Here is a 24,017-nt window from a genome sequence, read left to right as displayed (position 1 = left end):
GTCGGGACCGGAAGGAGTCGACGATGACGACAGCGCACGAGGGCGACCGCGAGTCCGCCGCGGAGGCGACGCGCCGCGTGGCCGAGGCGAGCCGCCGCGCGACGGCCGAGCTGCACAAGCAGGGGACCCCGGACTACGACCCGCGGCAGCACGAGAAGGCGGTCGAGCGCGAGCGCCGCGCCGCCGAGGGGCTCGACCAGCAGTGATCCCGGGCGGGTCGCCGACCCGCTCCGCCACCCGACCTCCGCCCCGGCGCGGTCCCGTGGGGTGACGCCCGAGCGCGTCGCTCCGTGGGGCCCGCCGGGGTAGGATGTATCTTGACGTCAAGATACTTGCCGACCGGCCCCCCAGCACGCCCAGAACCGGTCGGAACTCGCCGAACGAAGGAGAGCCCACTGTGAGCAGCGTCGACAGCTTCGGGTCGAAGTCCCGGCTGCAGGTCGCCGACGAGTCCTACGAGATCTTCCGGCTCGACGCCGTGCCCGGGACCGAGAAGCTGCCGTACAGCCTCAAGGTGCTGGCGGAGAACCTGCTGCGGACCGAGGACGGCGCGAACATCACCGCCGACCACGTGCGCGCGCTCGCCGCGTGGGACCCGGCCGCCGAGCCCGACACCGAGATCCAGTTCACGCCCGCCCGCGTGATCATGCAGGACTTCACCGGCGTGCCCTGCGTCGTCGACCTCGCCACCATGCGCGAGGCCGTCGCCGACCTCGGTGGCGACCCCGCCCGGATCAACCCGCTCGCCCCCGCCGAGCTGGTCATCGACCACTCCGTGCAGATCGACGTCGCCGGTCGTCGCGACGCCTTCGAGCGCAACGTCGAGCTCGAGTACCAGCGCAACCACGAGCGCTACCAGTTCCTGCGGTGGGGCCAGACGGCGTTCGACGACTTCAAGGTCGTCCCCCCGGGCACCGGCATCGTGCACCAGGTCAACATCGAGTACCTGGCCCGCGGCGTGATGGTCCGCGACGGCCGCGCCTACCCCGACACCTGCGTCGGCACCGACTCCCACACCACGATGGTCAACGGCCTCGGCGTCCTCGGCTGGGGCGTCGGCGGCATCGAGGCCGAGGCGGCGATGCTCGGCCAGCCCGTCTCGATGCTGATCCCGCGCGTCGTGGGCTTCAAGCTCACCGGGCAGATCCCGTCCGGCGTCACCGCCACCGACGTGGTCCTCACCATCACCGAGCAGCTGCGCGCCCACGGCGTCGTCGGCAAGTTCGTCGAGTTCTACGGCGACGGCGTCGCGGCGGTGCCGCTGGCCAACCGCGCGACCATCGGCAACATGAGCCCCGAGTTCGGCTCCACCTGCGCGATCTTCCCGGTCGACCAGGTCACCATCGACTACCTGCGGCTCACCGGCCGCTCCGAGCAGCAGCTTCGCCCTCGTCGAGGCGTACGCCAAGGAGCAGGGCATGTGGCTCGACCCGGCCGCGGGTGCCGCCGACGCGGTCTACTCCGAGTACCTCGAGCTGGACCTGTCCACCGTCGTGCCGTCCATCGCCGGCCCCAAGCGCCCGCAGGACCGCATCGAGCTGTCCGGGGCCAAGGAGTCGTTCGCGACGTCCATCCTCGACTACGTCGACGCCGACGAGGCCGCCCCGTTCACCGGCGCCGCCCGCGGCATCACCGGCCTGGACGAGTCCGTCGACGAGACGTTCCCGGCCTCCGACCCGATCGCCGCGGGGGAGCACACCGACGCCAGCGACGCCCCGGCCCACGTGCACGGCGGCGACAGCAGCCGTCGCCCGCACAAGCGCGTGCCTGTCACCCTCGCGGACGGCACCGCCACCGAGCTCGACCACGGCGCCGTCGTGATCGCCTCGATCACCTCGTGCACCAACACGTCGAACCCGTCGGTCATGCTCGCCGCGGCGCTCCTGGCCCGCAAGGCCGTCGAGCGCGGCCTGTCCGCCAAGCCCTGGGTCAAGACCTCGATGGCGCCGGGCTCGCAGGTCGTCACGAACTACTACGAGAAGGCCGGCCTCTGGCCCTATCTCGAGAAGCTCGGCTTCCACCTCGTCGGCTACGGCTGCGCCACCTGCATCGGCAACTCGGGCCCGCTGCCCGAGGAGGTCTCGGCCGTCGTCAACGAGCACGACCTGTCCGTCGTCTCGGTGCTGTCCGGCAACCGCAACTTCGAGGGCCGGATCAACCCCGACGTGAAGATGAACTACCTGGCCTCGCCGCCGCTGGTCATCGCCTACGCCCTCGCCGGGACGATGGACTTCGACTTCGTCCACGAGCCCCTGGGTCAGGACGAGTCCGGCGCCGACGTCTTCCTCACCGACATCTGGCCCACGCCCGAGGAGGTCCAGGCGACCATCGACGCGTCGATCGACCGCCAGATGTTCGAGGCCGACTACGCCGACGTGTTCGCGGGCGACGACCGGTGGCGGGCGCTGCAGACCCCCGAGGGCGACACCTTCGCCTGGGACCCGCAGTCGACCTACGTGCGCAAGCCCCCGTACTTCGAGGGCATGGGCGCCGAGCCGTCCCCGGTCACCGACGTCACCGGGGCGCGCGTGCTCGCCAAGCTGGGCGACTCCGTCACCACCGACCACATCAGCCCCGCGGGGTCGATCAAGGCCGACAGCCCGGCCGGCGCGTACCTCGCCGAGCACGGCGTCGAGCGCCGCGACTTCAACTCCTACGGCTCGCGCCGCGGCAACCACGAGGTGATGATCCGCGGCACCTTCGCGAACATCCGGCTGCGCAACCAGCTGGTCCCCGGCGTCGAGGGCGGCTTCACCGTCAACCACCTCACCGGGGAGCAGACGTCGATCTACGACGCCGCGCAGGCCTACGCCGCGGCCGGCCTGCCGCTCGTCATCCTCGGCGGCAAGGAGTACGGGTCCGGGTCGTCCCGTGACTGGGCCGCCAAGGGCACCGCGCTGCTCGGCGTGAAGGCCGTCATCACCGAGTCGTTCGAGCGGATCCACCGCTCCAACCTCATCGGGATGGGCGTCCTGCCGCTGCAGTTCCCGGTCGGCGAGTCCGCGGACTCGCTCGGGCTCGACGGGACCGAGACGTTCGACATCGCGGGCGTCACCGCGCTCAACGAGGGCAGCACCCCGCGGACCGTGCACGTCACGGCCACGAAGGGCGACGGCTCCGTCGTCGAGTTCGACGCGGTCGTGCGGATCGACACCCCCGGCGAGGCGGACTACTACCGCAACGGCGGCATCCTGCAGTACGTGCTCCGGTCGCTCGTCGCGGCCTGATCCGTCCCGCTCCACGCCACCCCCGGACCCGCGCGGTCCGGGGGTGGCGTGCGTCCGGGCCGAATACCGGTGCGCGGCGCCCGCGGGAGTGGTTACGGTCTCGGCCGTGATCCGGATCGCCGCACTCGCCCCCGTCCCGACCCTCGTCACGCCCCGGCTGCGGCTGGTGCCGCTGGGCCCCGAGCACCTCGAGCCCACCTGGGCGTCCCTCCAGGACGCCGAGCACCTGCGCCTCACGGGCACCCGCGCGGCGTTCACCCGGGAGCAGGTCCTCGCCCACCTCGAGCGCGTGGCCGGTGACGACGAGCGCGGTGACTGGGCGATCACCCACGCCGACGACGGCCGCTACCTCGGCGAGGTCGTGCTGAACGACCTCAACCCCGACGACCGGGCGATGAACGTGCGGATCGCGCTGGCGCCGGGGGAGCCGGGCCGCGGTTACGGGACCGAGGCGATGACCGCCGTCCTCGACCACGCCTTCGGCGCCGTCGGCCTGCACCGGGTGTCCCTGGACGTGTTCGCGTTCAACCCGCGGGCGCAGCGCTCGTACGAGAAGGTCGGGTTCGTCGTCGAGGGCCGGCAGCGCGACACGCTGCTGTGGGACGGCGAGTGGACGGACTCCGTGCTGATGGGGGTGCTCGCCACCGACCCCCGACCGACGCTGCGGGGGTGACGCCGGCGCGGCCGCTCAGTCCCGCGGGTTCCGGCCGCGCCGCTCCCAGGCGTCCCGCACGATGCGTTCCAGCACGGTCGGGTCGACCGCCTCGAGGTCCTTGAGGTACAGGCAGCCGGCCCCGACCGTGTGCGGCCCGAGCCGCGCGAGCTCGTCGGCGTGCGCCTCGGTCCCGTCCATGAGGTAGAGGGTCAGCGCGGCCCGGCGGGGTGCGAACGCGACCGGCGGCCAGTGGCCGGTCCGGCCGCTGGCGTACGTGTAGCGGACCGACCCGAACCCGACCATCGAGGGGCCCCACATCACCGGCGGCTCGCCGGTGACCTCGGCCATCAGCCGCAGCACGCGCCCCGCGTCCCGGCGGCGGCGCTGCGGGGTGACGCCGGCGACGAACGCGTGCGGGTCGGCGTCGGTCGGGACGGTCTTCGGGGCGTCGGCCATGCCGCCCATGATGCCGGTCCGGCTCCCGCGGGGCTCAGGTCGCCAGCAGCTCGCGGACGGCGTGGGCGCCGATCGCGGCGATGACGGGGTCGTCGTCGCCGTGGGTCACCATCGCCGACGCCATGACCAGCGCCCACCCCGCGGCGCGCCGCCAGCGTCCGGGGTCGGCGTCGGCCCCGGCGGCGTCGGCCAGCTCGTCGGTGCGGGCCCGGAACGCCGCCCGGCCGTCGGCGTCGAACGTGAGCCACGCGGTCGCCAGGTCGCACGCGGGGTCACCGGCGGTGACGTCGCCGAAGTCCAGCAGGGCGGCGAGCGTCCCGTCGCGCACCAGGAGGTTCGCCGGGTGCGGGTCGCCGTGCACCCACACCGGCGGCCCCGGCCAGGCCGGCGCGTGCAGGGCGTCCGCCCAGAGGTCCTCTGCCGGGGCGCGGGTGCCGGGGAGCAGGGGGTCGAGGTGGCCCGCCGCCAGCCGCTCCCGCAGCGCCGTGCTGCGGCCCGCGAGGGCGCCGCCGCGCACCGGGTTGACCGGCGCGCCGGTCGGGGCGGTCACGTGCAGCGCGTGCAGCGCCTCCGCGAGCGTGCCGGCCCACCGGGTGCGCTCGGTCACGGGCTGGTCGTCGGCGGGCCGGCCGTCGAACCACGGCACGACGCTCCACGCCCACGGGTAGCCGGAGGTGGGCCGGCCCCGGCGCACCGGCGCCGGCACCGGGACCGGGGACAGTCGCGCGAGCACCGGGAGCCACTGCTGCTCGTGCTCCACCAGGCGGGCGGCGGCGGCGCGGCGGGGGAGCCGGACCGCCAGGTCGTCGCCCAGGCGGTACGTGGCGTTGTCCCAGCCGTGCACCGCAGGTCCCAGCGGCAGGGCGGCGAGGTCGGGGTGCTGCGCCGCGAGCAGCGCACGCACGAGATCGGTGCCGAGGTCGACCTCGGCGGGGGGCCGGGTGGGCACGGCGCGGGACCTCCTGGGCGGGCGGGGGTGGGGGCGGGGCGGGTCGCCCGACGCTACACCGCGCCGCGGCCCCGGATCTGCTGCGGGGCGGGGGTGACCGGCGGGCCGGCGGGCGGCCGGGGCCCCGGCCCGAGCAGCGACTGCGCCAGCAGCGTCGACCCGGCCACCGCGGCCGGCATCGTCGCCACCGCGCCGCCGGGGACCAGGAAGCACAGCTGCGTCGCCACCCCGAACCCGAGGGCCCGCGCGCGGTGCGCCCGGAGCAGGGCGTTGCGCTCGCGCCGCCCGATCCCGCGGGCGACCAGCGCGCGGGACGAGAGCTCGTGCGCGAGCACCCACCCGGTGAGCAGCACGCCGACGAGCCAGCCGGCCACCGTGCCGACCACCGGGATCAGCCCGACGAGCCCGGCGAGCACCGCCGCGACCAGGCCCCGCGTCACCAGGGAGAAGCCGTCCACGGCCCCGCGCCAGAACCCGGTCGAGCCCTCCGGGACCGTGCCGGTCGACTCCTGCTCGACCGCCTTCCAGATCCGCTCGTAGAACGGCTCGCCGACGGTCAGCGTCAGCGCGGTGAATGTGACCACGACCAGCACCACCGACGCGACCAGGACGACCGCCTGGGCCGCGAGCTGCGCGGTGCGCTCCCAGAACGGCGTCCAGTCGTCGGCGAACGGGGTCAGCCACTCGCCGATCGGCCCGAGGTTGAGCGCCAGCGTGCCGATCGCGACCACCGCCACCAGGCCGACCAGCGCGGCGGGGATCAGTCCGCGCGCCATCGTGCCCGGTCGGCGCCGCCACATGCCCCAGCCGCGGCCGAGCAGCCGCGCGCCCTCGAGGAACTCCTGCATGGCCCGCAGCCTAGGTGGCGGGCGTGGTCGCGCGCGTGCCGGCGATCTCGTCCGCGGCGGACTCGTCCCCGTCGGCGGCGAGCCGCGGCTGCGGCACCACCGCGTCGACGACCATCGAGCCGTCGTGCGGTCCCTCGACCGGCACGGGCTCGGGGGTGGCCTCGACCTGGGACAGCGGCGCGATCGGCATCGTCGCGAGCCGGCGGTGCGCCCGGAGGTAGGCGGGGACCAGGAGCACCACGGCGCCGATCCAGGCGAGCGGGTTGCCCCACACCACGCCGATGTACCCGAACACCGCGCCGAGGACGACGGCCGCGCCGACGCGCATCACCAGCTCGACGACGCCGGTGAGCGTGGGCACGCCGGTGTGGCCGAGCCCCTGGAGCGCGCCGCGCAGCACGAACAGGACGCCGAGCGCGATGTACAGCGCCCCGTTGACGTGCAGGAACTGCGCCGCGAGGTCGACGACCGCGTCCGACCCCGTGCCGTGGCCGACGAACAGCCGGACCAGCGCCGCCCCGGACAGCACGACGACGGCACCGACCGCGACGGACCCCGCCACGGCGAGCCAGGTCGCCTGCACGACGCCCTGCCGGATCCGGTCGGGACGACCGCCGCCGAGGTTCTGGGCGACGAACATCGACACCGCGAGGCCGAGGGACTGGAGCAGCGCGACGGCCAGGCCGTCGACCCGGGACGCGGTCGTGTACGCCGCGACGGCGTCGGGCCCGAGCTCGTTGAGCCGGACCTGCACGGCGAGGGTGCCGATCGCGATGATCGACGCCTGGAAGCCCATCGGCAGGCCGAGCCGCAGGTGCTCGACGAGGTCCGCGCGGGAGACGCGCCAGTCGGCGCGGTGCACGTGCAGCACCGGGATGCGGCGGCGGACGAACTCCAGGCAGAGCGCGACGGACAGGGCCTGCGACACGACGGTCGCGAGCGCGGCGCCGCCGACGCCCAGCCCCAGCGGCCCCACCATGACGACGACGAGCACCACGTTGAGCACGCACGCGACCGTGAGGAACACCAGCGGCGTCCGGGAGTCCCCGATGGCGCGCACGATCGCGCCGAGGAAGTTGAAGAACATCACCGCGCTCGCGCCGAGGAAGCTCACCTGCGCGAACGTCGTGGCCTCGGCCATCAGCACGTCCGGGGTGCGCAGCAGCCGCAGCATCGGGCCGGCGAGCAGCGGCGCGCCGACGGTCAGCACCACGCTGAACGCCGCGGTCAGCACCGTGCCGGCGGCGACGGACCGGCGCACCGCGGCGTGGTCGCGGGCGCCGTACGCCTGGGCGGTGGGGATCGCGAAGCCCGAGGTCATGCCCCACGCGAACCCGAGCAGCAGGAACAGCAGGCTCCCGGTCGCGCCGACGGCGGCGAGCGAGTCGACGCCGAGGTGCCGACCGACGACCACGGCGTCCGCGAAGTGGTAGAGCTGCTGGACGACGTTGCCCACCAGCAGGGGGACGGCGAACACGAGGATGACGCGCCAGGGACTGCCGGCGGTCAGGACCTTGGCCATGACGAGGACGCTCCGTGACAGGAGTGCGGGAGGGGTGGTCGTACGCGGGGACGCGGTCGCACGTCCTCACGGATCGTATCGTTACGACCCGGCCCGACCTCCAGGGGTTTCCCGGGTGATCCGCACCACTCAGACGGGCGCCGGCACCGTCCGCGAGGCGTCCCACGGCACGGCCCAGCCGAGCGCGTCCAGCACCCGGTCGAGCACGTACGCCGTGAACCCCCAGACGAGCACGCCGCCCGCGTCGAACGCCGGCCCCCGGTGCGTGCGGCCGACGTGGGTCAGCGTCGCCGTCACCCGGTTCGCCGGGTCGACGAGGTCCGCGACCGGCACCCGGAACACGTCGACCGTCTCCGCGGGGTCGGTCGCCGCGACCGCGGAGGGCCGGTCCCACCAGCCCAGCACGGGGGTGACGAGGTTGCGGCTCGCGGTGACCGGGAGCGGGGGCAGCGTGCCCAGCACCCGCACGCCCGTCGGGTCGAGGCCCGTCTCCTCCTGGGCCTCCCGCAGCGCGGCGCCCGCGGGCCCGTCGTCGCCGGGGTCGACGCCACCGCCCGGGAACGACACCTGGCCGGGGTGGTGCCGCAGCGTCGGGGACCGCCGCGTCAGCAGCACGTCGAGGTCCGCCGCGACCGCCGGGTGCTCGGCGTGGGCGGCGGCGGCGTCCAGCACGCCGAACAGCACCAGCACGGCCGACTCCCGCACCGGGCGGTCGCCGGGCCCGAAGGCCTGCTCCGGGTCCGGCGCCCACACGGGCCGGGCGGCGCAGAGCGCCAGCAGGTCGGCCAGGGCGGCCCCCGGGGCCGCGGCGGGCGTCACGCGCGCTCGCGCACCGACCGCGCGAACGCGGCCAGCCCCAGGTCCGCGCCGGGGCGCAGCGCCGCGAGGTGCTGCCGCGAGCCGAGCCGGATGGCGTCGACGTCGGCCCGCTCCAGGTCCGCGGTCATCTGCGGTGTGCCCAGCCACAGGTCGAGCACCCCGGCGTCGACCTCCAGGTGGAACTGCACGCCGACGCCGCTGCCCGCGCGGAACGCCTGCACGGGCGTCACGTCCGTCGAGGCCAGCAGCGTCGCGCCCGGCGGGAGGTCCACGGCGTCGGAGTGCCAGTGCAGCACCGTCGGCCGCGGGCCCGCGCCGGCGAGCAGCGGGTCGTGGGCGACCACGTCGACCGGCGCGAACCCGATCTCCGTGCCGTGCCGCCGGTGCAGCCGCGCGCCGAGCGCGAGCGCCAGCAGCTGCATGCCGAGGCACACGCCGAGCGTGGGCACCCCGGCGTCGACGGCATCCGCGAGCAGCCGCCGCTCGGCCGCCAGGCCGGGGTGGCCGGCGTCGTCGTCCGCGTCCTGCGGCCCGCCCATGACCACCACGCCGGCGAGGTCCTGGACGGCCGGGAGCCGGGGGCTCGGGTCGTCCAGGACCGTGCGCGTGGTCATCGGCAGCCCGTCCAGCGCCCGGGCGATCAGCCCGGGGCCCTCGTGCGCGACGTGCGTGAGGACGAGGACGGGGCGCTGCGGGGTCACGGGCCGACGATAGCCGTCGGTCACCACCCGTCGGGCAGCGGCCGGCCCTCGTCGTAGCCGGCGGCGGACTGCACGCCCACCGTCGCGCGCTCGGCGAACTCGGTCAGCGACGTCGCGCCGACGTAGGTGCACGAGGAGCGCACGCCGGAGGTGATCCGGTCCAGCAGGTCCTCCACGCCGGGACGCTGCGGGTCGAGGTACATCCGCGAGGAGGAGATGCCCTCCTCGTAGAGCGCCTTGCGCGCCCGCTCGAACGCCGAGCCGCCGCGGGTCCGGGCGGCCACCGCACGGGCCGAGGCCATGCCGAACGACTCCTTGTAGAGCCGGCCGTCCCCGTCGGCGTGCAGGTCGCCGGGGGACTCGTGGGTGCCGGCGAACCAGGACCCCACCATGACCTGGGACGCGCCCGCCGCCAGGGCGAGCGCGACGTCCCGCGGGTGCCGCACGCCGCCGTCGGCCCAGACGTGCTTGCCGAGCTCGCGGGCCGCCGCGGCGCACTCCAGCACCGCGGAGAACTGCGGGCGGCCGACCGCGGTCATCATGCGCGTCGTGCACATGGCGCCGGGACCGACACCGACCTTGACGATGTCCGCGCCCGCGGCGATCAGGTCGCGGGTGCCCTCGGCGGTCACGACGTTGCCCGCGACGACCGGGACCTGCGGGTCGAGCGAGCGCACGGCCTCGAGCGCGTCGAGCATCTTGCGCTGGTGCCCGTGCGCGGTGTCCACCACGAGGACGTCCACGCCGGCGTCGAGCAGCGCCGCGGCCTTGCCGGACACGTCGCCGTTCACGCCGACGGCCGCGGCGACCCGCAGCCGGCCCTGCGCGTCCAGGGCGGGGGAGTAGATCGACGACCGCAGCGCGCCGACCTGGGTCAGCACGCCGACGAGCCGCCCGTCGCGGACCACCGGGGAGAACTTGCGGCGGGAGCCGTGCAGGCGCTCGAACGCCGCCTCCAGCCCGTGCGCGCCGCCGGACTCGACGACGGACAGCTCGACGGTCGTCGGGTCGGAGGACATCACGTCGGCGATCTGGGTGAACCGGTCGACGCCCTCGCAGTCGGCCGGGGTGACGACCCCGACCGGCCGGTCGTCGACGACCACCACGGCCGCGCCGTGCGACCGCTTGCCGATCAGCGTCAGCGCCGTGTGCACGGTGTCGTGCGGCGACACCACGACGGCGCTCTCGACCACGGTGTGCTTGGCCTTGACGGACGCGACGACGTCGGCGACGACCTCGGTCGGGACGTCCTGCGGCAGCACCGCGATGCCGCCGCGCCGGGCGACCGTCTCGGCCATCCGGCGGCCGGCGACGGCCGTCATGTTCGCGACCACCACCGGGATGGTCGTGCCGGTGCCGTCGGGCGCGGACAGGTCCACGTCGAAGCGGGAGGCGACCTCGGAACGCGACGGGACGAGGAAGACGTCGCCGTACGTGAGGTCGGAGGTGGGCTCGTGCCCGGGCAGGAAGCGCATAGGTGGGTTCCCCTTTCCACCAGATGCTACCCGGAGCCGCCGTACGACCGGGTCCCGCAGTGCTCGCGACGCGCAGGGCCCGTAAAGTGGCCCCTTCGGACGCGAGCCGCGCGGACGAGGGCGACGGGCGGTAGGACATGGGGCTGCTGGAGCGGATCGGCTCCCCGGCGGACGTGCGCGCGCTGTCGCACGGCCAGGTCCGGGCGCTGGCGGGCGAGATCCGCACGTTCCTGGTCGACCAGGTCTCGCGCACGGGCGGGCACCTCGGGCCGAACCTCGGCGTCGTCGAGCTCACGCTGGCGCTGCACCGCGTGTTCGAGTCGCCCCGCGACACGCTGGTGTTCGACACCGGCCACCAGGCCTACGTGCACAAGCTGCTGACGGGCCGGCAGGACTTCGCCCGGCTCCGGCGTCGCGGTGGTCTGTCGGGCTACCCGAGCCGCGCGGAGTCGCCGCACGACGTGGTCGAGAACTCGCACGCGTCGACGTCGCTGAGCTGGGCGGACGGCATCGCGCGGGCGAACGCGCTCGCGGGCCGCACGGACCGGCACGTCGTGGCGGTGGTGGGGGACGGCGCGCTGACGGGCGGGATGGCCTGGGAGGCGTTGAACAACGTCGCGGACGGCACGGACCGGCGCCTGGTCGTCGTGGTGAACGACAACGGCCGGTCCTACGCGCCGACGATCGGCGGGCTCGCGCTGCACCTCGACGCCCTGCGCACGACGCGCGGCTACGAGACGGTGCTGACCTGGGGCAAGCGGACGCTGCGCCGGTCGGGGCCGCCCGGGCGGTTGGCGTACGACGCGCTGCACGGCCTGAAGAAGGGCATCAAGGACGTCGTCGCGCCGCAGGGCATGTTCGAGGACCTGGGCCTGAAGTACGTCGGTCCGGTCGACGGGCACGACGCGCGCGCGGTGGAGTTCGCGCTGCAACGGGCGAAGGCGTTCGGCGGTCCGGTGATCGTGCACGTCATCACCGAGAAGGGCCGCGGGTACACCCCGGCGGAGCAGGACGTCGCCGACAGGTTCCACGCGGTGGGGCAGATCCACCCGGAGACCGGCCTGCCCGTCGCGCCGTCGCGGTTCGGCTGGACGGGGGTGTTCGCCGACGAGATCGTCCGGATCGGCCGCCGCCGGCCCGACGTGGTGGCGCTGACCGCCGCGATGCTGAACCCCGTGGGTCTGGCGCCGTTCGCGGCGGAGTTCCCCGACCGGACGTTCGACGTGGGCATCGCCGAGCAGCACGCGGTGACCACCGCGGCGGGCATGGCGTTCGCGGGGCTGCACCCCGTGGTCGCGGTGTACGCGACGTTCCTGAACCGCGCGTTCGACCAGGTGCTCATGGACGTCGCGCTGCACCGTGCGGGCGTGACGTTCGTGCTCGACCGGGCGGGGTTGACCGGCGACGACGGTGCGAGCCACAACGGGATGTGGGACCTGGCGCTCCTGGGGGTGGTCCCCGGGCTGCGGCTCGCGGCGCCGCGGGACGAGGAGACGCTGCGCTCGGCGCTGCGGGCGGCGGTGGACGTCGACGACGCGCCGACGGTCGTGCGGTACCCCAAGGGGGCGCTCGTGGACCCGCTGCCCGCGGTGGACGAGGAGGACGGCGTGGACGTCCTCGCGCGGCACCCCGGCGCGGACGCGCGGTCGCGGTCCGTGCTCGTGTGCGGGGTGGGGTCGATGGCGGGCACGGCGCTGGCGCTGGGCGAGCTGCTCGCGGCGCACGGTCTGCGGGTGACGGTCGTCGACCCGCGCTGGGTGCTGCCGGTCCCGGCGGCCCTGGTCAAGCTGGTCGGCGAGCACGAGCACGCGGTGACCCTGGAGGACGGGGTGCGCGAGGGCGGGATCGGCTCGGCGGTGGCGCAGCGGGTGCGCGACGCCGGGATCGCCGTGCCGGTGCAGACGTTCGGGGTGCCGCGGGCGTTCCTCGAGCACGCGAGCCGCGACGAGCTGCTGACGTCGCTGCGCCTGACCGCGCCGGACGTCGCGGCGGACGTGCTCGCCGCCCTGGGCGCGCCGGCCTGACGCCTGCCGTGCGCAGGGCGTGAGCGGCGTCACGTGGCGTTCCGGCTGGTCGGGCCGCAGCCGGGCCGTAGGTCCCAAGACATCCCATGACCTCGTGAATAGCGTCACTAGTACGACGCACTCAGCGAGGGAGCATCAGATGTCCACCACAGCAGTACCCCAGACCGGCACCGACGCAGCCGCCGACGCCTGGGCCGGGTTCGTCACCGGTCCCTGGTGCGACGGGATCGACGTCCGCGACTTCATCCAGCGCAACTACACGCCCTACACCGGCGACTCGGCGTTCCTCGCCGGCCCGACGGAGCGCACGACCGGTGTCTGGGCCAAGCTCAGCGCGATGTTCCCGGCCGAGCGGGCCAAGGGCGTCTACGACATCGACAACCACACCCCGTCGACGATCGTCTCCCACCCCGCGGGCTACATCGACGAGCCGAACGAGCTGATCGTCGGCCTGCAGACCGACGCCCCGCTCAAGCGCGCCATGATCCCCAACGGCGGGTGGCGCATGGTCGAGAAGAGCCTCGAGACCTACGGCTACGACGTCGACCCCGAGGTCGCCAAGATCTTCAGCCTGTACCGCAAGACGCACAACGACGGCGTCTTCGACGTGTACCCCCCGAACGTGCGCGCCGCGCGCTCCTCGCACCTCATCACGGGCCTGCCCGACGCGTACGGCCGCGGCCGGATCATCGGCGACTACCGCCGCGTGGCCCTCTACGGCGTGGACGCGCTGATCGAGGCCAAGCGCCTCGAGCGGCACGAGCTCGACATGGAGCCGTCGGTCGAGGACATCATCCGCGACCGCGAGGAGAACGCGGAGCAGATCCGCGCGCTCAACGAGCTCAAGCGGATGGCCGCGACGTACGGCTACGACATCTCGAAGCCGGCGACGACGGCCCGCGAGGCCGTGCAGTGGCTGTACTTCGCCTACCTGGGCGCGGTGAAGGAGCAGAACGGCGCGGCGATGTCGCTGGGCCGCACCTCGACCTTCCTCGACGTCTTCCTGCAGCGTGACCTCGCCTCCGGCGCGATCACCGAGGAGTTCGCGCAGGAGCTGATCGACGACTTCGTCATCAAGCTGCGCATCGTCCGGTTCCTGCGCACCCCCGAGTACGACAACCTGTTCTCGGGCGACCCGACGTGGGTGACCGAGTCCATCGGCGGCATCGGCGAGGACGGGCGGCCGCTGGTCACCAAGTCGTCGTTCCGGTTCCTGCAGACGCTCTACAACATCGGCCCGGCCCCGGAGCCGAACCTCACGGTGCTGTGGAGCAACCGCCTTCCGGAGGGCTTCAAGAAGTACTGCGCCCAGGTCTCGATCGACACCTCGGCGATCCAGTACGAGTCCGACGACCTGATCCGCAACTCGTGGGGCGACGACGCGGCGATCGCCTGCTGCGTGTCCCCGATGCGGGTCGGCAAGCAGATGCAGTTCTTCGGTGCGCGGGTCAACATCGCCAAGGCGCTGCTGTACTCGATCAACGGCGGCCGCGACGAGATCACCGGCAAGCAGGTCGCACCGGTCAGCGCCCCCGTCGAGGGCGACGTCCTGGACTACGAGGACGTGGCGGCGAAGTACGACAAGCTGCTCGACTGGCTGGCCGAGACCTACGTCGACGCGCTGAACTGCGTGCACTACATGCACGACAAATACGCGTACGAGCGGCTCGAGATGGCGCTGCACGACCGCACCATCCTGCGCACGATGGCCTGCGGCATCGCCGGCCTGTCGGTCGTGGCGGACTCGCTGTCGGCCATCAAGTACGCCACGGTCCGCCCGGTGCGCGACGAGGACGGCCTCGTGACGGACTACGTCGTCGAGGGCGACTTCCCGGCCTACGGCAACGACGACGACCGCGCCGACGACATCGCCGTGGGCATCGTCAAGGCGTTCATGGAGAAGATCCGCCGGCACAAGACGTACCGCGACGCGCTGCACACCCAGTCGGTGCTGACCATCACGTCGAACGTCGTCTACGGCAAGGCCACGGGCAACACCCCCGACGGCCGCCGCGCCGGCGAGCCGTTCGCCCCGGGCGCCAACCCCATGAACGGGCGCGACTCGCACGGCATGCTCGCCTCGGCGATGTCGGTGGCGAAGCTGCCGTACTCGGAGGCGATGGACGGCATCTCGCTGACCTCCACGGTCGTGCCCTCGGGCCTCGGCCGCACCAAGGACGAGCAGGTGACGAACCTCGTGGGCCTGATGGACGCGTACAACGTGTCCTCCGGGTACCACCTGAACGTCAACGTCCTCAACCGGGACACCCTCGAGGACGCCATGGAGCACCCCGAGAACTACCCGCAGCTCACCATCCGGGTCTCCGGCTACGCCGTGAACTTCGTCCGCCTGACGCGCGAGCAGCAGCTCGACGTGCTCTCCCGGACGTTCCACGGCGGGCTCTGACCCCACCGCGCGGCGCCCGCCGGGGAGAGCAGTCCCCGGCGGGCGCCCGCCACCCGCACGACCGGCACCGAACCGCAGCCCGGAGGAGCACGAGATGACCAGCAGCCAGACCGTCGTCGGCGCCGGCGGCGCCCCGGTGATCGAGCTCGGCGTCCCGCTGGTCGGCGGCTCGCACCACCGCTCCTCGGCCGGCACGGCGGGGCTCGAGGTCAGCGACGCCGACCGGAGCGAGAAGTTCGCGCAGATGCGCGCGGGCGAGCTCGGCTCGCTGCACTCTTGGGAGCTCGTGACCGCGGTGGACGGCCCGGGGACGCGCCTGACGACGTTCCTCGCGGGCTGCCCGCTGCGGTGCCTGTACTGCCACAACCCCGACACGATGGAGATGCGTCGCGGGGAGCCGGTGCTCGCCGAGGAGCTGCTGCGCCGGATCGCCCGGTACCGGGGGGTCTTCGAGGTCACCGGCGGCGGTCTGACGATCTCCGGCGGCGAGCCGCTGATGCAGCCGGCCTTCGTCGCCCGCGTGCTGCGGGGCGCGAAGGAGCTGGGCGTGCACACCGCGATCGACACGTCCGGCTACCTCGGGGCGCACTGCACCGACGCGATGCTCGACGACCTGGACCTGGTGCTCCTGGACGTGAAGTCCGGGATCCCCGAGACGTACAAGAAGACCACCGGCCGGGAGCTGCAGCCGACGCTCGACTTCGGTCGCCGGGTCGCCGCGAGCGGCACCGAGATCTGGATCCGGTTCGTCCTCGTCCCGGGGCTGACGGACGCCCCCGAGAACGTGGACGCGGTGGCCGACTACGTCGCGACGCTGTCGACCGTCACCCGCGTCGAGGTGCTGCCGTTCCACCAGATGGGCCGGGACAAGTGGGACTCCCTCGGGATGCCCTACGGGCTCGACGAGACGCAGCCGCCGAGCCCGGAGCTCGTCGCCCGGGTCCGCGACCAGTTCCGCGAGCGGGGCCTGACGGTCTACTGAGCCGTCCGCCTCACGCCGCGACCCCGCCGACGTCGGCCACGCCGGGCGGCAGCAGCCGCCGGCCGAGCACGCGCTCGGACCACCCCGACCGGTCCAGGTAGGGGCAGATCCCGCCGAGGTGGGCCGGCCAGCCCGCGCCGAGCAGCATCGCCAGGTCGACCTGCTCGGCGGACGGCACGACGCCCTCCGCGAGGAGCAGCCCGATCTCCTCGGCGAGGCCGCGCGAGACCCGGTCCAGCACGGCGGCCCGGTCGCGGCTGCCGGTGGGCTCACCGAACGCGTCCTGGATCGTCGGGTCGACCTCGCCGAGCCCCGACGAGCCGGTCCGGGCGACGGTGCGGCCGTCGGCGACGAGGCGGTCGAGCCCGGGGGAGCGCGGGTACCGCGGGCCGAGCTCGTCGTGCAGGGTGACGAGCACGTGCCGGGCGACGGGCAGGCCGACGAGCTGCAGCAGCGCGAACGGGCTCATCGGCAGGCCGAGCGGCCGGAGCGCGGCGTCCGCGACTTCGACCGGGGTGCCGTCCTCCACGGCGCCGAGCACGTCGGCGAGCATCCGCAGCAGGACGCGGTTGACGACGAACCCGGGCCGGTCGGTGGTACGCACGACCGTCTTCCCGGCGCGCCGGGCGACGTCGACGGCGGTCGCCAGGGCCGCGGCGTCGGACGACGCGGTGGCGACCACCTCGACGAGCGGCATCTGCGCGACGGGGTTGAAGAAGTGCAGGCCGACGACCCGCTCCGGGTGCGCGAGGCCGTCGGACATGGCGGTGATCGACAGGGCGGAGGTGTTCGTCGCCAGGACGCAGTCCGCCCGCACGAGCGTCTCGAGCTCGCCGAGGACGGCACGCTTGACGTCGAGCACCTCGGTCACGGCCTCGATCACCACGTCGGCGCCGGCGAGGGCGGCGAGGTCGGTCCCGACCTGGACGCGGTCGAGGAGCCGGTGGGCGTCGTCGGGTGCCATCCGGCCGCGCGCGGCGGCCTGCTCGACGAGCCCGCGCACCCGGTCCCACCCGGCGGCGGCGCGCTCGTCGTCGACCTCCCGCATGTGCACGGGGACGCCGAGCCGCGAGCCGAGCAGGACGGCGAGCTGGGCCGCCATCAGCCCGGCGCCGACGATGCCGACGCTGCGCACGGGGCGCGGGTCGGTGTCGTCCGCGGTGTCGGAGGCGCCGGCGCGCCGCGGCCCGCGGCCGGTGAGCCCGGCGGCGTACAGGGCCGCGCGGGCCTGGTCGGACAGCAGCAGCGTCGACAGGACGTCGTCCTCGGCGCGGAACCCGGCCTCCCGCTCGCGGGTCCCCGCGCGGGCGAGCAGGTCGAGCACGTGCGCGTACGCGGGCGCGGCCCCGTGCAGCCGGGCGTCCAGGACGCCGGCGGCGCGGGTCACGGGGTCCGGCTCGCCGTCGGGCAGCGGGGGGACGAGCGCGGTGCGGCGAGCGGTCGCGGCCCCCGCGCGCAGGGTCCGCGCGGTCCAGGCGAGGGCGGCGTCCGCGAGGCCCTCGGCGGGCAGCACGGCGTCCACCAGCCCGATCTCCGCGGCCTGCTCGGCGGTGGTGAGGCGGTTGCTCGCGAGCGGCCGGGTGACGGCGAGCTCGACGGCCGCGGGCAGGCCGACCAGGCGGGGCAGCAGCCAGCACCCGCCCCAGCCGGGCACGATGCCGAGCGAGGCCTCGGGCAGCCCGAGCGACCGGACGCCGGCGGCGACGACCCGGTGGTCGCAGTGCAGGGCGAGCTCGAGCCCGCCGCCGAGGGCGTGACCGGTGATCCAGGCGAACGTCGGCACGGGCATCTCGCCGAGCAGCCGCAGCGTGGCGTGCCCGGCCTCGGCGAGCGCGCGGGTCCCCGGCAGGTCGCGCAGCTCGCGCGCCACGGACAGGTCGGCCCCGGCGACGAAGCAGCCCGGACGGCCGGTGACGGCGACCGCGGCGACCTCGCCCGCCGCCGCGCGATCGCGCACGGCGAGCAGGGCGTCGCGCAGCACGGCCAGACCGCGCGGGCCGAGCGTGGTGGGCCGGCGCTCGTCCGTGGCCGTGAGGGTCAGCACCGCGAGGACCCCACCGCCGTCGGGCAGGGTGACGTCCTCGGCCCGGACGCGCAGGACGTGGTCGTCGGCCTCGCCCGGCAGGTGCGCGCGCGGTGCGGTGCCGGCGGGCGGGGCGGTGCCGTCGGGCGGCGCGGGGACCGCGGGCGGGGCGGCGGGCTGCTGCGGGGCGGTGGACGACGACTGCTCGGGCGCGTGCGGCATGGGCTCTCCTGCGGGACGACGGTGTCCGACGGAACTCCGGTGACACTAGCCGGAGGACACCCCCGTGTCGCGGCGGTCGGCGCCGTGCGTCCGCCGCGCTGACCTGCGCACGCGCGTCAGGCCCGCGCGCCCTGCGAGGCGAACGCCTCCGCCAGCCGGCCGGCGAGCAGCCCGACCTGCCAGGGCCGTGCGCCGCCGGCGGCGAGGCGCTCGGCGAGGTGCTCGGCGTCGGCGGGCACGGGCGGGCTCCAGCAGACCCGGCGCAGCAGGTCCGGCTGCAGCAGGTTCTCGGCGGGCACGGTGTGCGTCTCGGACAGCTCGGCGACGACGTCGCGAGCGGCGGCGAGCCGGTCCGCGGCGGCCGGGTCGCGGTCGGCCCAGGCCCGCGGCGGCGGGGGGCCGTCGCTGCGCGGCCCGCGGCTGCTCGGGAGCTGGTCGTCGGGCACGGCGAGCCCGGTGTCGATCGCGCGCTGCCAGAGGGCGGCGCGCCGACGGGTGCCCTTGCCGGAGAAGGCGGGGAGCGCGACGAGCTGCGGCACCGACCGGGGGAGCGCCTGGGCGGCCGCGACGATCGCGGCGTCGGGCAGGACGCGGCCGGGGGAGACGTCCCGCTGGCGGGCGTTCTCGTCGCGGGCCTCCCAGAGCGCGCGCACGACGGCGAGGCGACGCGGGTCCCGGATCGCGTGCACGCCGGAGACGCGGCGCCACGCCTCGACGCGCGGGGCGGGCGGCGGGGCGAGCCGCACGGCCTCGAACTCCTCGGCGGCCCACTGCGCCTTGCCGGCCAGTGCCAGCCGCTCGGCGAGCACCTCGCGGAGCTCGACCAGCACCTCGACGTCGAGCGCCGCGTACCGGAGCCACTGCTCGGGCAGGGGGCGGGTGGACCAGTCGACGGCCGAGTGCTCCTTGGCGAGCCCGAGGCCCAGCAGCTCGGCGACCACGGCGGCGAGGCCGACCCGCTCGAGGCCCAGCAGGCGCGCGCCGAGCTCGGTGTCGAACACCCGGGACGGGCGCATGCCCTGCTCCGCGAGGGCGGGCAGGTCCTGCGACGCGGCGTGCAGGACCCACTCGACGCCGACGAGGGCCTCGGACAGGGCGGACAGGTCAGGCAGGGCGGCGGGGTCGATCAGGGCCGTCCCGGCGCCCTCGCGGCGCACCTGGACCAGGTAGTTGTGCTGCCCGTACCGGTAGCCGGACGCGCGCTCGGCGTCGACGGCGACGGGTCCGGTGCCCGCGCCGAACGCGGCCACCACCCGGGCCAGGGCCTCGGGGGTGTCGACGACCGGGGGGACGCCCTCGGCAGGCTCGGTCAGCGGCGTGACGACGGGGGCGTCGGCCACCTCGGGCACGGCGTGCGCGTCGGGCGTGATCGGGGTGGGGACGGCGCCGGCCAGGGCGGGGTCGTCAGCGGCCGGGGTACCGGCCGGGTGCGGGACGGACTGCATGGGTCAACCGTAGGCCGTCGCCGCACCGGATCCGTGCCGCCGCGCTCGCGCGACGGGCAGCGGGTGTCAGGCGAGCAGGCCCGTGCGGATCGAGATCGCGACGAGCGCGGCGCGGTCGCCGGTGCCGAGCTTGCGCGAGATCCGGGCGAGGTGGCTCTTGACGGTGAGCGCGGACAGCCCGAGCTCCTCGCCGATCGACCGGTTGCTGAAGCCGTCGGCGACGAGCCGCAGGACGCTCAGCTCACGGGTCGTGAGGTCGGGCCGGGTCCGCGCGAACGGCGAGGGCACGGCACCGGGCTCGGCACCGGGCTGGCCGACGGTGGCGTTGGGCTCGGTCGCGACGGCCCCGCGCAGTCCGCCGGTGAGCAGGCCGACGAGGTCACGGCGTCCGGCCCGGCGGGCGAGCAGGATGACGCGGCCCGAGCCGCGGCGACGCAGGTTCCGCACGAGGGTCTGGCCGTCGCCCTCGGCGAGCTCGGTGACCACGACGCACATCTGGCCCAGGGGGCGACGGCGGGGGTCGGTCGACGCGGGGGCGGCCGGGGCGGAGGTGGTGGGCCGACGCAGTCCGGGGGAGCGCGGGGCGAGCGTCGTCGCGGTGCGGGCGCCGGCAGGCGTGCCCGGTGCCAGGCCGGTACCCCGGCGGATCGGCTCGATGCTCACTGCGGTGCCCCCTCGACTGTCCAGCTGCTTGTCCCTCCTATCGGCCCGCTGTCACCCTGTCTTGAGCGGAACGGGTGACATCGTGACCGCGCCGTGACCACCGGGTCACAGCCCGGCGCGATCGGCGGGCGGGCCGGTCAGCGGCGGGTACCGAGCGCGACGACGCCGTCCGGCAGCGGCGGCAGCCCGGCGACGGTGCACAGCAGCTCGGCCCAGGCGCGCAGGTGCGGGGCCAGGTCCTCGTCGCGGGCGGTCCACGACGCGCGCAGCTCGAGCTCGCACAGCTCGGGCCGCTCGTCGAGGGCGCCGAACGACTGGGACAGCACCCGGGTGACCGTGCCGCCCGCGGCGCGGGCGTCGACGCCCTGCCCGGCGAGGGCGTCGGAGAACCAGCTCCACGCGACCTCGGCGAGCATCGGGTCCTGCCCGACCTCGGGCTCGAGCGTCGACCGGACCAGCGTGACCAGGCGGAAGGCGCCCTCCCAGGCCTCCTGGCCGGCGAGGTCGTGCAGGACGACGAACCGGCCGGACGCGAGCTCGTCGGCGTCGGGGTCCCGGCGGGTGCCGTGCACCTCGGCGACGAGCGCCGCGGTGTACGGGGCGATGCGCGCAGGGCCGGGCGCCTCCTCGAGCTCGACCTCGGCCCGCAGGCTCACGCCGCGCAGCGACCGGAGCGCACGAAGGAACTCCTCGGGCGCGTCGCGGGGGCCGGTGGTCACAGTCGCCGACTGTAGGGGCGGGCGCCCGGTGGGTGGGCGAGCCACGCCGGGCGTCGGCGGGCGGCACTACGCTGGAGGTCCTTGGCACCGCCTCGTAAGGAGCACCTGCGCATGTCTGCACCTGCCGCACAGATCGGCGTGACCGGCCTCGCCGTGATGGGTCGCAACCTCGCCCGCAACCTGGCCCGGCACGGCTACACGGTGGCGGTGCACAACCGCTCGTACGCGAAGACCGCCTCGCTGGTCGCGGACCACGGCGACGAGGGCACGTTCGTCCCGTCGGAGTCCGTCGAGGACTTCGTCGCGTCGCTGGAGCGGCCCCGCAAGGTGATCGTCATGGTCAAGGCCGGCGGCCCGACCGACGCGGTCATCGACGAGCTGGTGCCCCTGCTGGACGAGGGCGACATCGTCATCGACGCGGGCAACGCGCACTTCCCCGACACCCGCCGCCGTGAGGCCGCGCTCAAGGCGAAGGGACTGCACTTCGTCGGCACCGGCGTGTCCGGGGGCGAGGAGGGCGCGCTGAACGGCCCGTCGATCATGCCCGGCGGCTCGCGCGAGTCGTACGAGGTCCTCGGCCCGATCCTCGAGGACATCTCGGCGAAGGTCGACGGCACGCCGTGCTGCACGTACGTCGGCCCCGACGGCGCCGGCCACTTCGTCAAGATGGTGCACAACGGCATCGAGTACGCCGACATGCAGCTGATCGCGGAGGCGTACGACCTGCTCAAGCAGGGCCTGGGTGCCTCTGCCGCGGAGATCGCGGACATCTTCCGCACGTGGAACGAGGGCGACCTGGAGTCGTTCCTCATCGAGATCACCGCCGAGGTGCTCTCGCAGGTCGACGCCGAGACGGGGTCGGCGTTCGTCGACGTCGTCCTGGACCAGGCGGAGCAGAAGGGCACCGGCCGCTGGACGGTGCAGAACGGCCTGGACCTGGGTGTGCCGATCACCGGCATCGCCGAGGCGACGTTCGCCCGCGCGCTGTCCGGGTCGGTCCCGCAGCGCACCGCGGCGCTCGGCACGCTGCCGGCGCACGCCCAGGCGTTCGACGTGACGGACCGCGACGCGTTCATCGAGGACGTCCGGCTCGCGCTGTACGCCTCGAAGGTCGTGGCGTACTCGCAGGGCTTCGACCAGATCGCCGCGGCCTCGGCCGAGAACGACTGGGCGATCGACCGCGGTGCGATGGCCCGGATCTGGCGCGGTGGCTGCATCATCCGCGCCCGGTTCCTCAACCGGATCACCGAGGCGTACGAGCGCGACGCGGACCTCCCGCTGCTGCTCGCGGACGAGTACTTCACCGGGGCCGTCGGCAACGGCGTGCAGGCGTGGCGCCGCGTGGTGTCGCAGGCCGCCCTGGCCGGCGTGCCGACGCCCGCGTTCTCCTCGTCGCTCGCGTACTACGACGGCGTGCGGGCCGAGCGCCTGCCGGCGTCGCTGATCCAGGCGCAGCGCGACTTCTTCGGCGCGCACACCTACCGCCGCACCGACCGCGAGGGCACGTTCCACACGGACTGGTCCGGCGACCGCGCCGAGCACACCGCGTGAGCGCCGCCGCACCGGTGGCGCCGGGGGTCGCGGGCCTGCAGCCCGTGATCCTGGGCGCCGACATCGGCGTGTACGCGCTCGCCCGGGCGTTCCACGAGGAGTACGGGGTCCGCTCGGTCGTCGTGAGCGGGGCCGCCCTCGGGCCGGTCGCGCACTCGCGCATCCTCGACAACGTCCTGGTCGCCGACGGCCACGACCCGCGCCAGCTCGTCGACGCCCTCCTGCGGGTCGCCGCCGAGCACGCCGGGGCGCGCCTCGTGCTGCTCGCGAACTCGGACTGGCTGGTGCGCGTGGTCGTGCAGCACCGGGCCGAGCTCGAGCCGCACTACGTGGTGCCGTTCCTCGGCGAGGAGCTGATGGACCGCCTCTCCGACAAGGCGACGTTCGCGGAGGTCGCCACGGAGCTCGGCATCGCGGTGCCGCGCACGATCGTGCAGGACTTCGCCCTCGCCGACGACCCCGCCTGGGCGCCGGTGCCGGTCGACGTCGGCTACCCGCTGATCGCGAAGGCGGCGAGCAGCGCCGACTACCAGGACGTCGAGTTCGCGGGGAAGAAGAAGGTCTTCGAGATCCGCACGCCCGACGAGCTCACCGCGCTGTGGGCGTCCCTGCGCGGCGCCGGGTTCCGGGGCCGGTTCGTCGTCCAGGAGCTGGTCCCCGGTGACGACACGCAGATGCGGTCCATCACCGCGTACGTCGACTCGGCGGGCGTCATCACGCTGCTGTGCTCCGCGCACGTGCTGCTCGAGGAGCACACGCCGTCCGGCCTGGGCAACCCGGCCGCGATGGTCGTGACCCGCGAGGACGCCATGCTGGAGCAGGCGCGCACGTTCCTGCGCGGCGTCGGCTACGTGGGGTTCGCGAACTTCGACGTGAAGGTCGACCCGCGCGACGGGTCGTTCCGGTTCTTCGAGGTCAACCCGCGCATCGGCCGGAACAACTACTACGTGACCGCGGCCGGGGCGAACGTCGCCCGGTTCCTCGTCGAGGACCGGGTGCTCGACCACCGGCTCGAGCCCGTGGTGGTCGACACGGAGGTGCTGTACTCGATCCTCCCGCACCGGCTGCTGCTCGGGTACGTGCTCGACCCCGCGCTCGCCGCCCGGGTCCGCGGGCTGATCCGGGACCGGAAGGTCGCGCACCCGCTGCGGTACGCGAAGGACGCCGGTCCGCGGCGCCTCTGGTACGCGCTCGCCGCGTCGGTCAACCAGGTGCGCAAGTTCCGCCGGTACTACCCGAAGGTCACCGGCACCGGGTTCTGACCCGCGACGCCGGACGCACGACGGCCGCCGTCCCCGCACGGGGGAGGGCGGCCGTCGTGCGTCGCGC

19 protein-coding genes and 1 pseudogene are annotated in these 24,017 nt (G+C 74.8%); 9 read left to right on the top strand and 11 right to left on the bottom strand.

The annotated features are described in order from the left end of the window. The first annotated feature begins 23 nt into the window (after window positions 1–23). From AC1VL8_RS15605 to AC1VL8_RS15590, 4 genes and pseudogenes are all read left to right on the top strand, one after another. On the top strand, window positions 24–206 hold the full coding sequence (locus AC1VL8_RS15605; RefSeq protein WP_389229707.1) for a translation initiation factor 2: 183 nt from the start codon (window positions 24–26) through the stop codon (window positions 204–206). Window positions 207–310: 104 nt separating this feature from the next. After that, window positions 311–1,321 (top strand): annotated as a pseudogene (locus AC1VL8_RS15600) (aconitase family protein); the annotation flags it as partial. Between the two features lie 97 nt (window positions 1,322–1,418). After that, window positions 1,419–3,227 carry an aconitate hydratase AcnA gene (acnA, locus tag AC1VL8_RS15595; protein WP_483075801.1) on the top strand — a complete coding sequence of 603 codons (1,809 nt, stop codon included), beginning with the start codon at window positions 1,419–1,421 and terminating at the stop codon, window positions 3,225–3,227. Window positions 3,228–3,333: 106 nt separating this feature from the next. Further along, complete coding sequence (locus AC1VL8_RS15590; protein ID WP_389229701.1) at window positions 3,334–3,900, top strand: GNAT family N-acetyltransferase; 567 nt, start codon at window positions 3,334–3,336, stop codon at window positions 3,898–3,900. A 15-nt stretch (window positions 3,901–3,915) separates the two neighbouring features. On the opposite strand, the gene AC1VL8_RS15585 is transcribed toward AC1VL8_RS15590, so the two are convergent. From AC1VL8_RS15585 to AC1VL8_RS15555, 7 genes are all read right to left on the bottom strand, one after another. Beyond that, window positions 3,916–4,338: a DUF1801 domain-containing protein gene (locus tag AC1VL8_RS15585; protein ID WP_483075800.1), complete on the bottom strand. Its 423-nt coding sequence runs from the start codon at window positions 4,336–4,338 to the stop codon at window positions 3,916–3,918. Between the two features lie 34 nt (window positions 4,339–4,372). Continuing rightward, complete coding sequence (locus AC1VL8_RS15580; protein ID WP_483075799.1) at window positions 4,373–5,287, bottom strand: aminoglycoside phosphotransferase family protein; 915 nt, start codon at window positions 5,285–5,287, stop codon at window positions 4,373–4,375. 53 nt (window positions 5,288–5,340) lie between these two features. Further along, window positions 5,341–6,135: an EI24 domain-containing protein gene (locus tag AC1VL8_RS15575; protein WP_389229693.1), complete on the bottom strand. Its 795-nt coding sequence runs from the start codon at window positions 6,133–6,135 to the stop codon at window positions 5,341–5,343. Between the two features lie 10 nt (window positions 6,136–6,145). Continuing rightward, window positions 6,146–7,657: an MATE family efflux transporter gene (locus tag AC1VL8_RS15570; protein ID WP_483075798.1), complete on the bottom strand. Its 1,512-nt coding sequence runs from the start codon at window positions 7,655–7,657 to the stop codon at window positions 6,146–6,148. Window positions 7,658–7,786: 129 nt separating this feature from the next. Continuing rightward, complete coding sequence (locus AC1VL8_RS15565; RefSeq protein ID WP_483075797.1) at window positions 7,787–8,476, bottom strand: NUDIX hydrolase; 690 nt, start codon at window positions 8,474–8,476, stop codon at window positions 7,787–7,789. Continuing rightward, window positions 8,473–9,177: a type 1 glutamine amidotransferase gene (locus tag AC1VL8_RS15560; protein ID WP_483075796.1), complete on the bottom strand. Its 705-nt coding sequence runs from the start codon at window positions 9,175–9,177 to the stop codon at window positions 8,473–8,475. The genes AC1VL8_RS15565 and AC1VL8_RS15560 overlap by 4 nt, the downstream gene beginning before the upstream one ends. 20 nt (window positions 9,178–9,197) lie before the next feature. Continuing rightward, window positions 9,198–10,652 carry a GuaB1 family IMP dehydrogenase-related protein gene (locus AC1VL8_RS15555; RefSeq protein ID WP_483075795.1) on the bottom strand — a complete coding sequence of 485 codons (1,455 nt, stop codon included), beginning with the start codon at window positions 10,650–10,652 and terminating at the stop codon, window positions 9,198–9,200. A 137-nt stretch (window positions 10,653–10,789) separates the two neighbouring features. On the opposite strand from AC1VL8_RS15555, the gene dxs reads away from it, so the two are divergent. The 3 genes from dxs (at window position 10,790) to pflA (ending at window position 16,065) form a co-directional block, all read left to right on the top strand. Beyond that, window positions 10,790–12,676, top strand: a complete 1,887-nt coding sequence (dxs, locus tag AC1VL8_RS15550; RefSeq protein ID WP_483075794.1) for a 1-deoxy-D-xylulose-5-phosphate synthase — start codon at window positions 10,790–10,792, stop codon at window positions 12,674–12,676. Between the two features lie 139 nt (window positions 12,677–12,815). Further along, window positions 12,816–15,083, top strand: a complete 2,268-nt coding sequence (pflB, locus tag AC1VL8_RS15545) for a formate C-acetyltransferase (RefSeq protein ID WP_389229676.1) — start codon at window positions 12,816–12,818, stop codon at window positions 15,081–15,083. A 94-nt stretch (window positions 15,084–15,177) separates the two neighbouring features. Next, a complete protein-coding gene (pflA, locus tag AC1VL8_RS15540) occupies window positions 15,178–16,065 on the top strand; it encodes a pyruvate formate-lyase-activating protein (RefSeq protein ID WP_483075793.1) in 888 nt (295 codons plus the stop codon). A 10-nt stretch (window positions 16,066–16,075) separates the two neighbouring features. Here pflA and AC1VL8_RS15535 read toward each other — a convergent pair whose 3' ends face one another. The 4 genes from AC1VL8_RS15535 to AC1VL8_RS15520 all read right to left on the bottom strand — a co-directional run bounded on the left by AC1VL8_RS15535 (window position 16,076) and on the right by AC1VL8_RS15520 (window position 21,137). Then, window positions 16,076–18,310: a 3-hydroxyacyl-CoA dehydrogenase NAD-binding domain-containing protein gene (locus tag AC1VL8_RS15535; RefSeq protein ID WP_483075792.1), complete on the bottom strand. Its 2,235-nt coding sequence runs from the start codon at window positions 18,308–18,310 to the stop codon at window positions 16,076–16,078. A gap of 116 nt (window positions 18,311–18,426) precedes the next feature. Next, the gene (locus tag AC1VL8_RS15530) at window positions 18,427–19,755 is read right to left on the bottom strand and encodes an HRDC domain-containing protein (protein WP_389229667.1); all 1,329 of its coding nucleotides are present in this window, start codon (window positions 19,753–19,755) and stop codon (window positions 18,427–18,429) included. 66 nt (window positions 19,756–19,821) lie between these two features. Continuing rightward, window positions 19,822–20,418, bottom strand: a complete 597-nt coding sequence (locus AC1VL8_RS15525) for a helix-turn-helix transcriptional regulator (RefSeq protein WP_389229664.1) — start codon at window positions 20,416–20,418, stop codon at window positions 19,822–19,824. 137 nt (window positions 20,419–20,555) lie between these two features. Further along, window positions 20,556–21,137 (bottom strand): DUF3000 domain-containing protein, encoded by a 582-nt coding sequence (locus AC1VL8_RS15520; protein ID WP_483075791.1) that lies wholly within the window; start codon window positions 21,135–21,137, stop codon window positions 20,556–20,558. Between the two features lie 111 nt (window positions 21,138–21,248). Between AC1VL8_RS15520 and gndA the strand changes: the two genes are divergently transcribed. Both gndA and AC1VL8_RS15510 read left to right on the top strand, forming a co-directional pair. Continuing rightward, window positions 21,249–22,688 (top strand): NADP-dependent phosphogluconate dehydrogenase, encoded by a 1,440-nt coding sequence (gndA, locus tag AC1VL8_RS15515; protein WP_483075790.1) that lies wholly within the window; start codon window positions 21,249–21,251, stop codon window positions 22,686–22,688. Beyond that, window positions 22,685–23,950 carry a carboxylate--amine ligase gene (locus AC1VL8_RS15510; protein ID WP_483075789.1) on the top strand — a complete coding sequence of 422 codons (1,266 nt, stop codon included), beginning with the start codon at window positions 22,685–22,687 and terminating at the stop codon, window positions 23,948–23,950. The genes gndA and AC1VL8_RS15510 overlap by 4 nt, the downstream gene beginning before the upstream one ends. The last annotated feature ends 67 nt before the right edge of the window (window positions 23,951–24,017 follow it).

The sequence above is a fragment of the Cellulomonas sp. KU4C genome, from assembly GCF_056868065.1.
The sequence above is the reverse complement of the archived record's forward strand: the minus strand, read 5'-3'. Positions and strand labels throughout refer to the sequence as shown.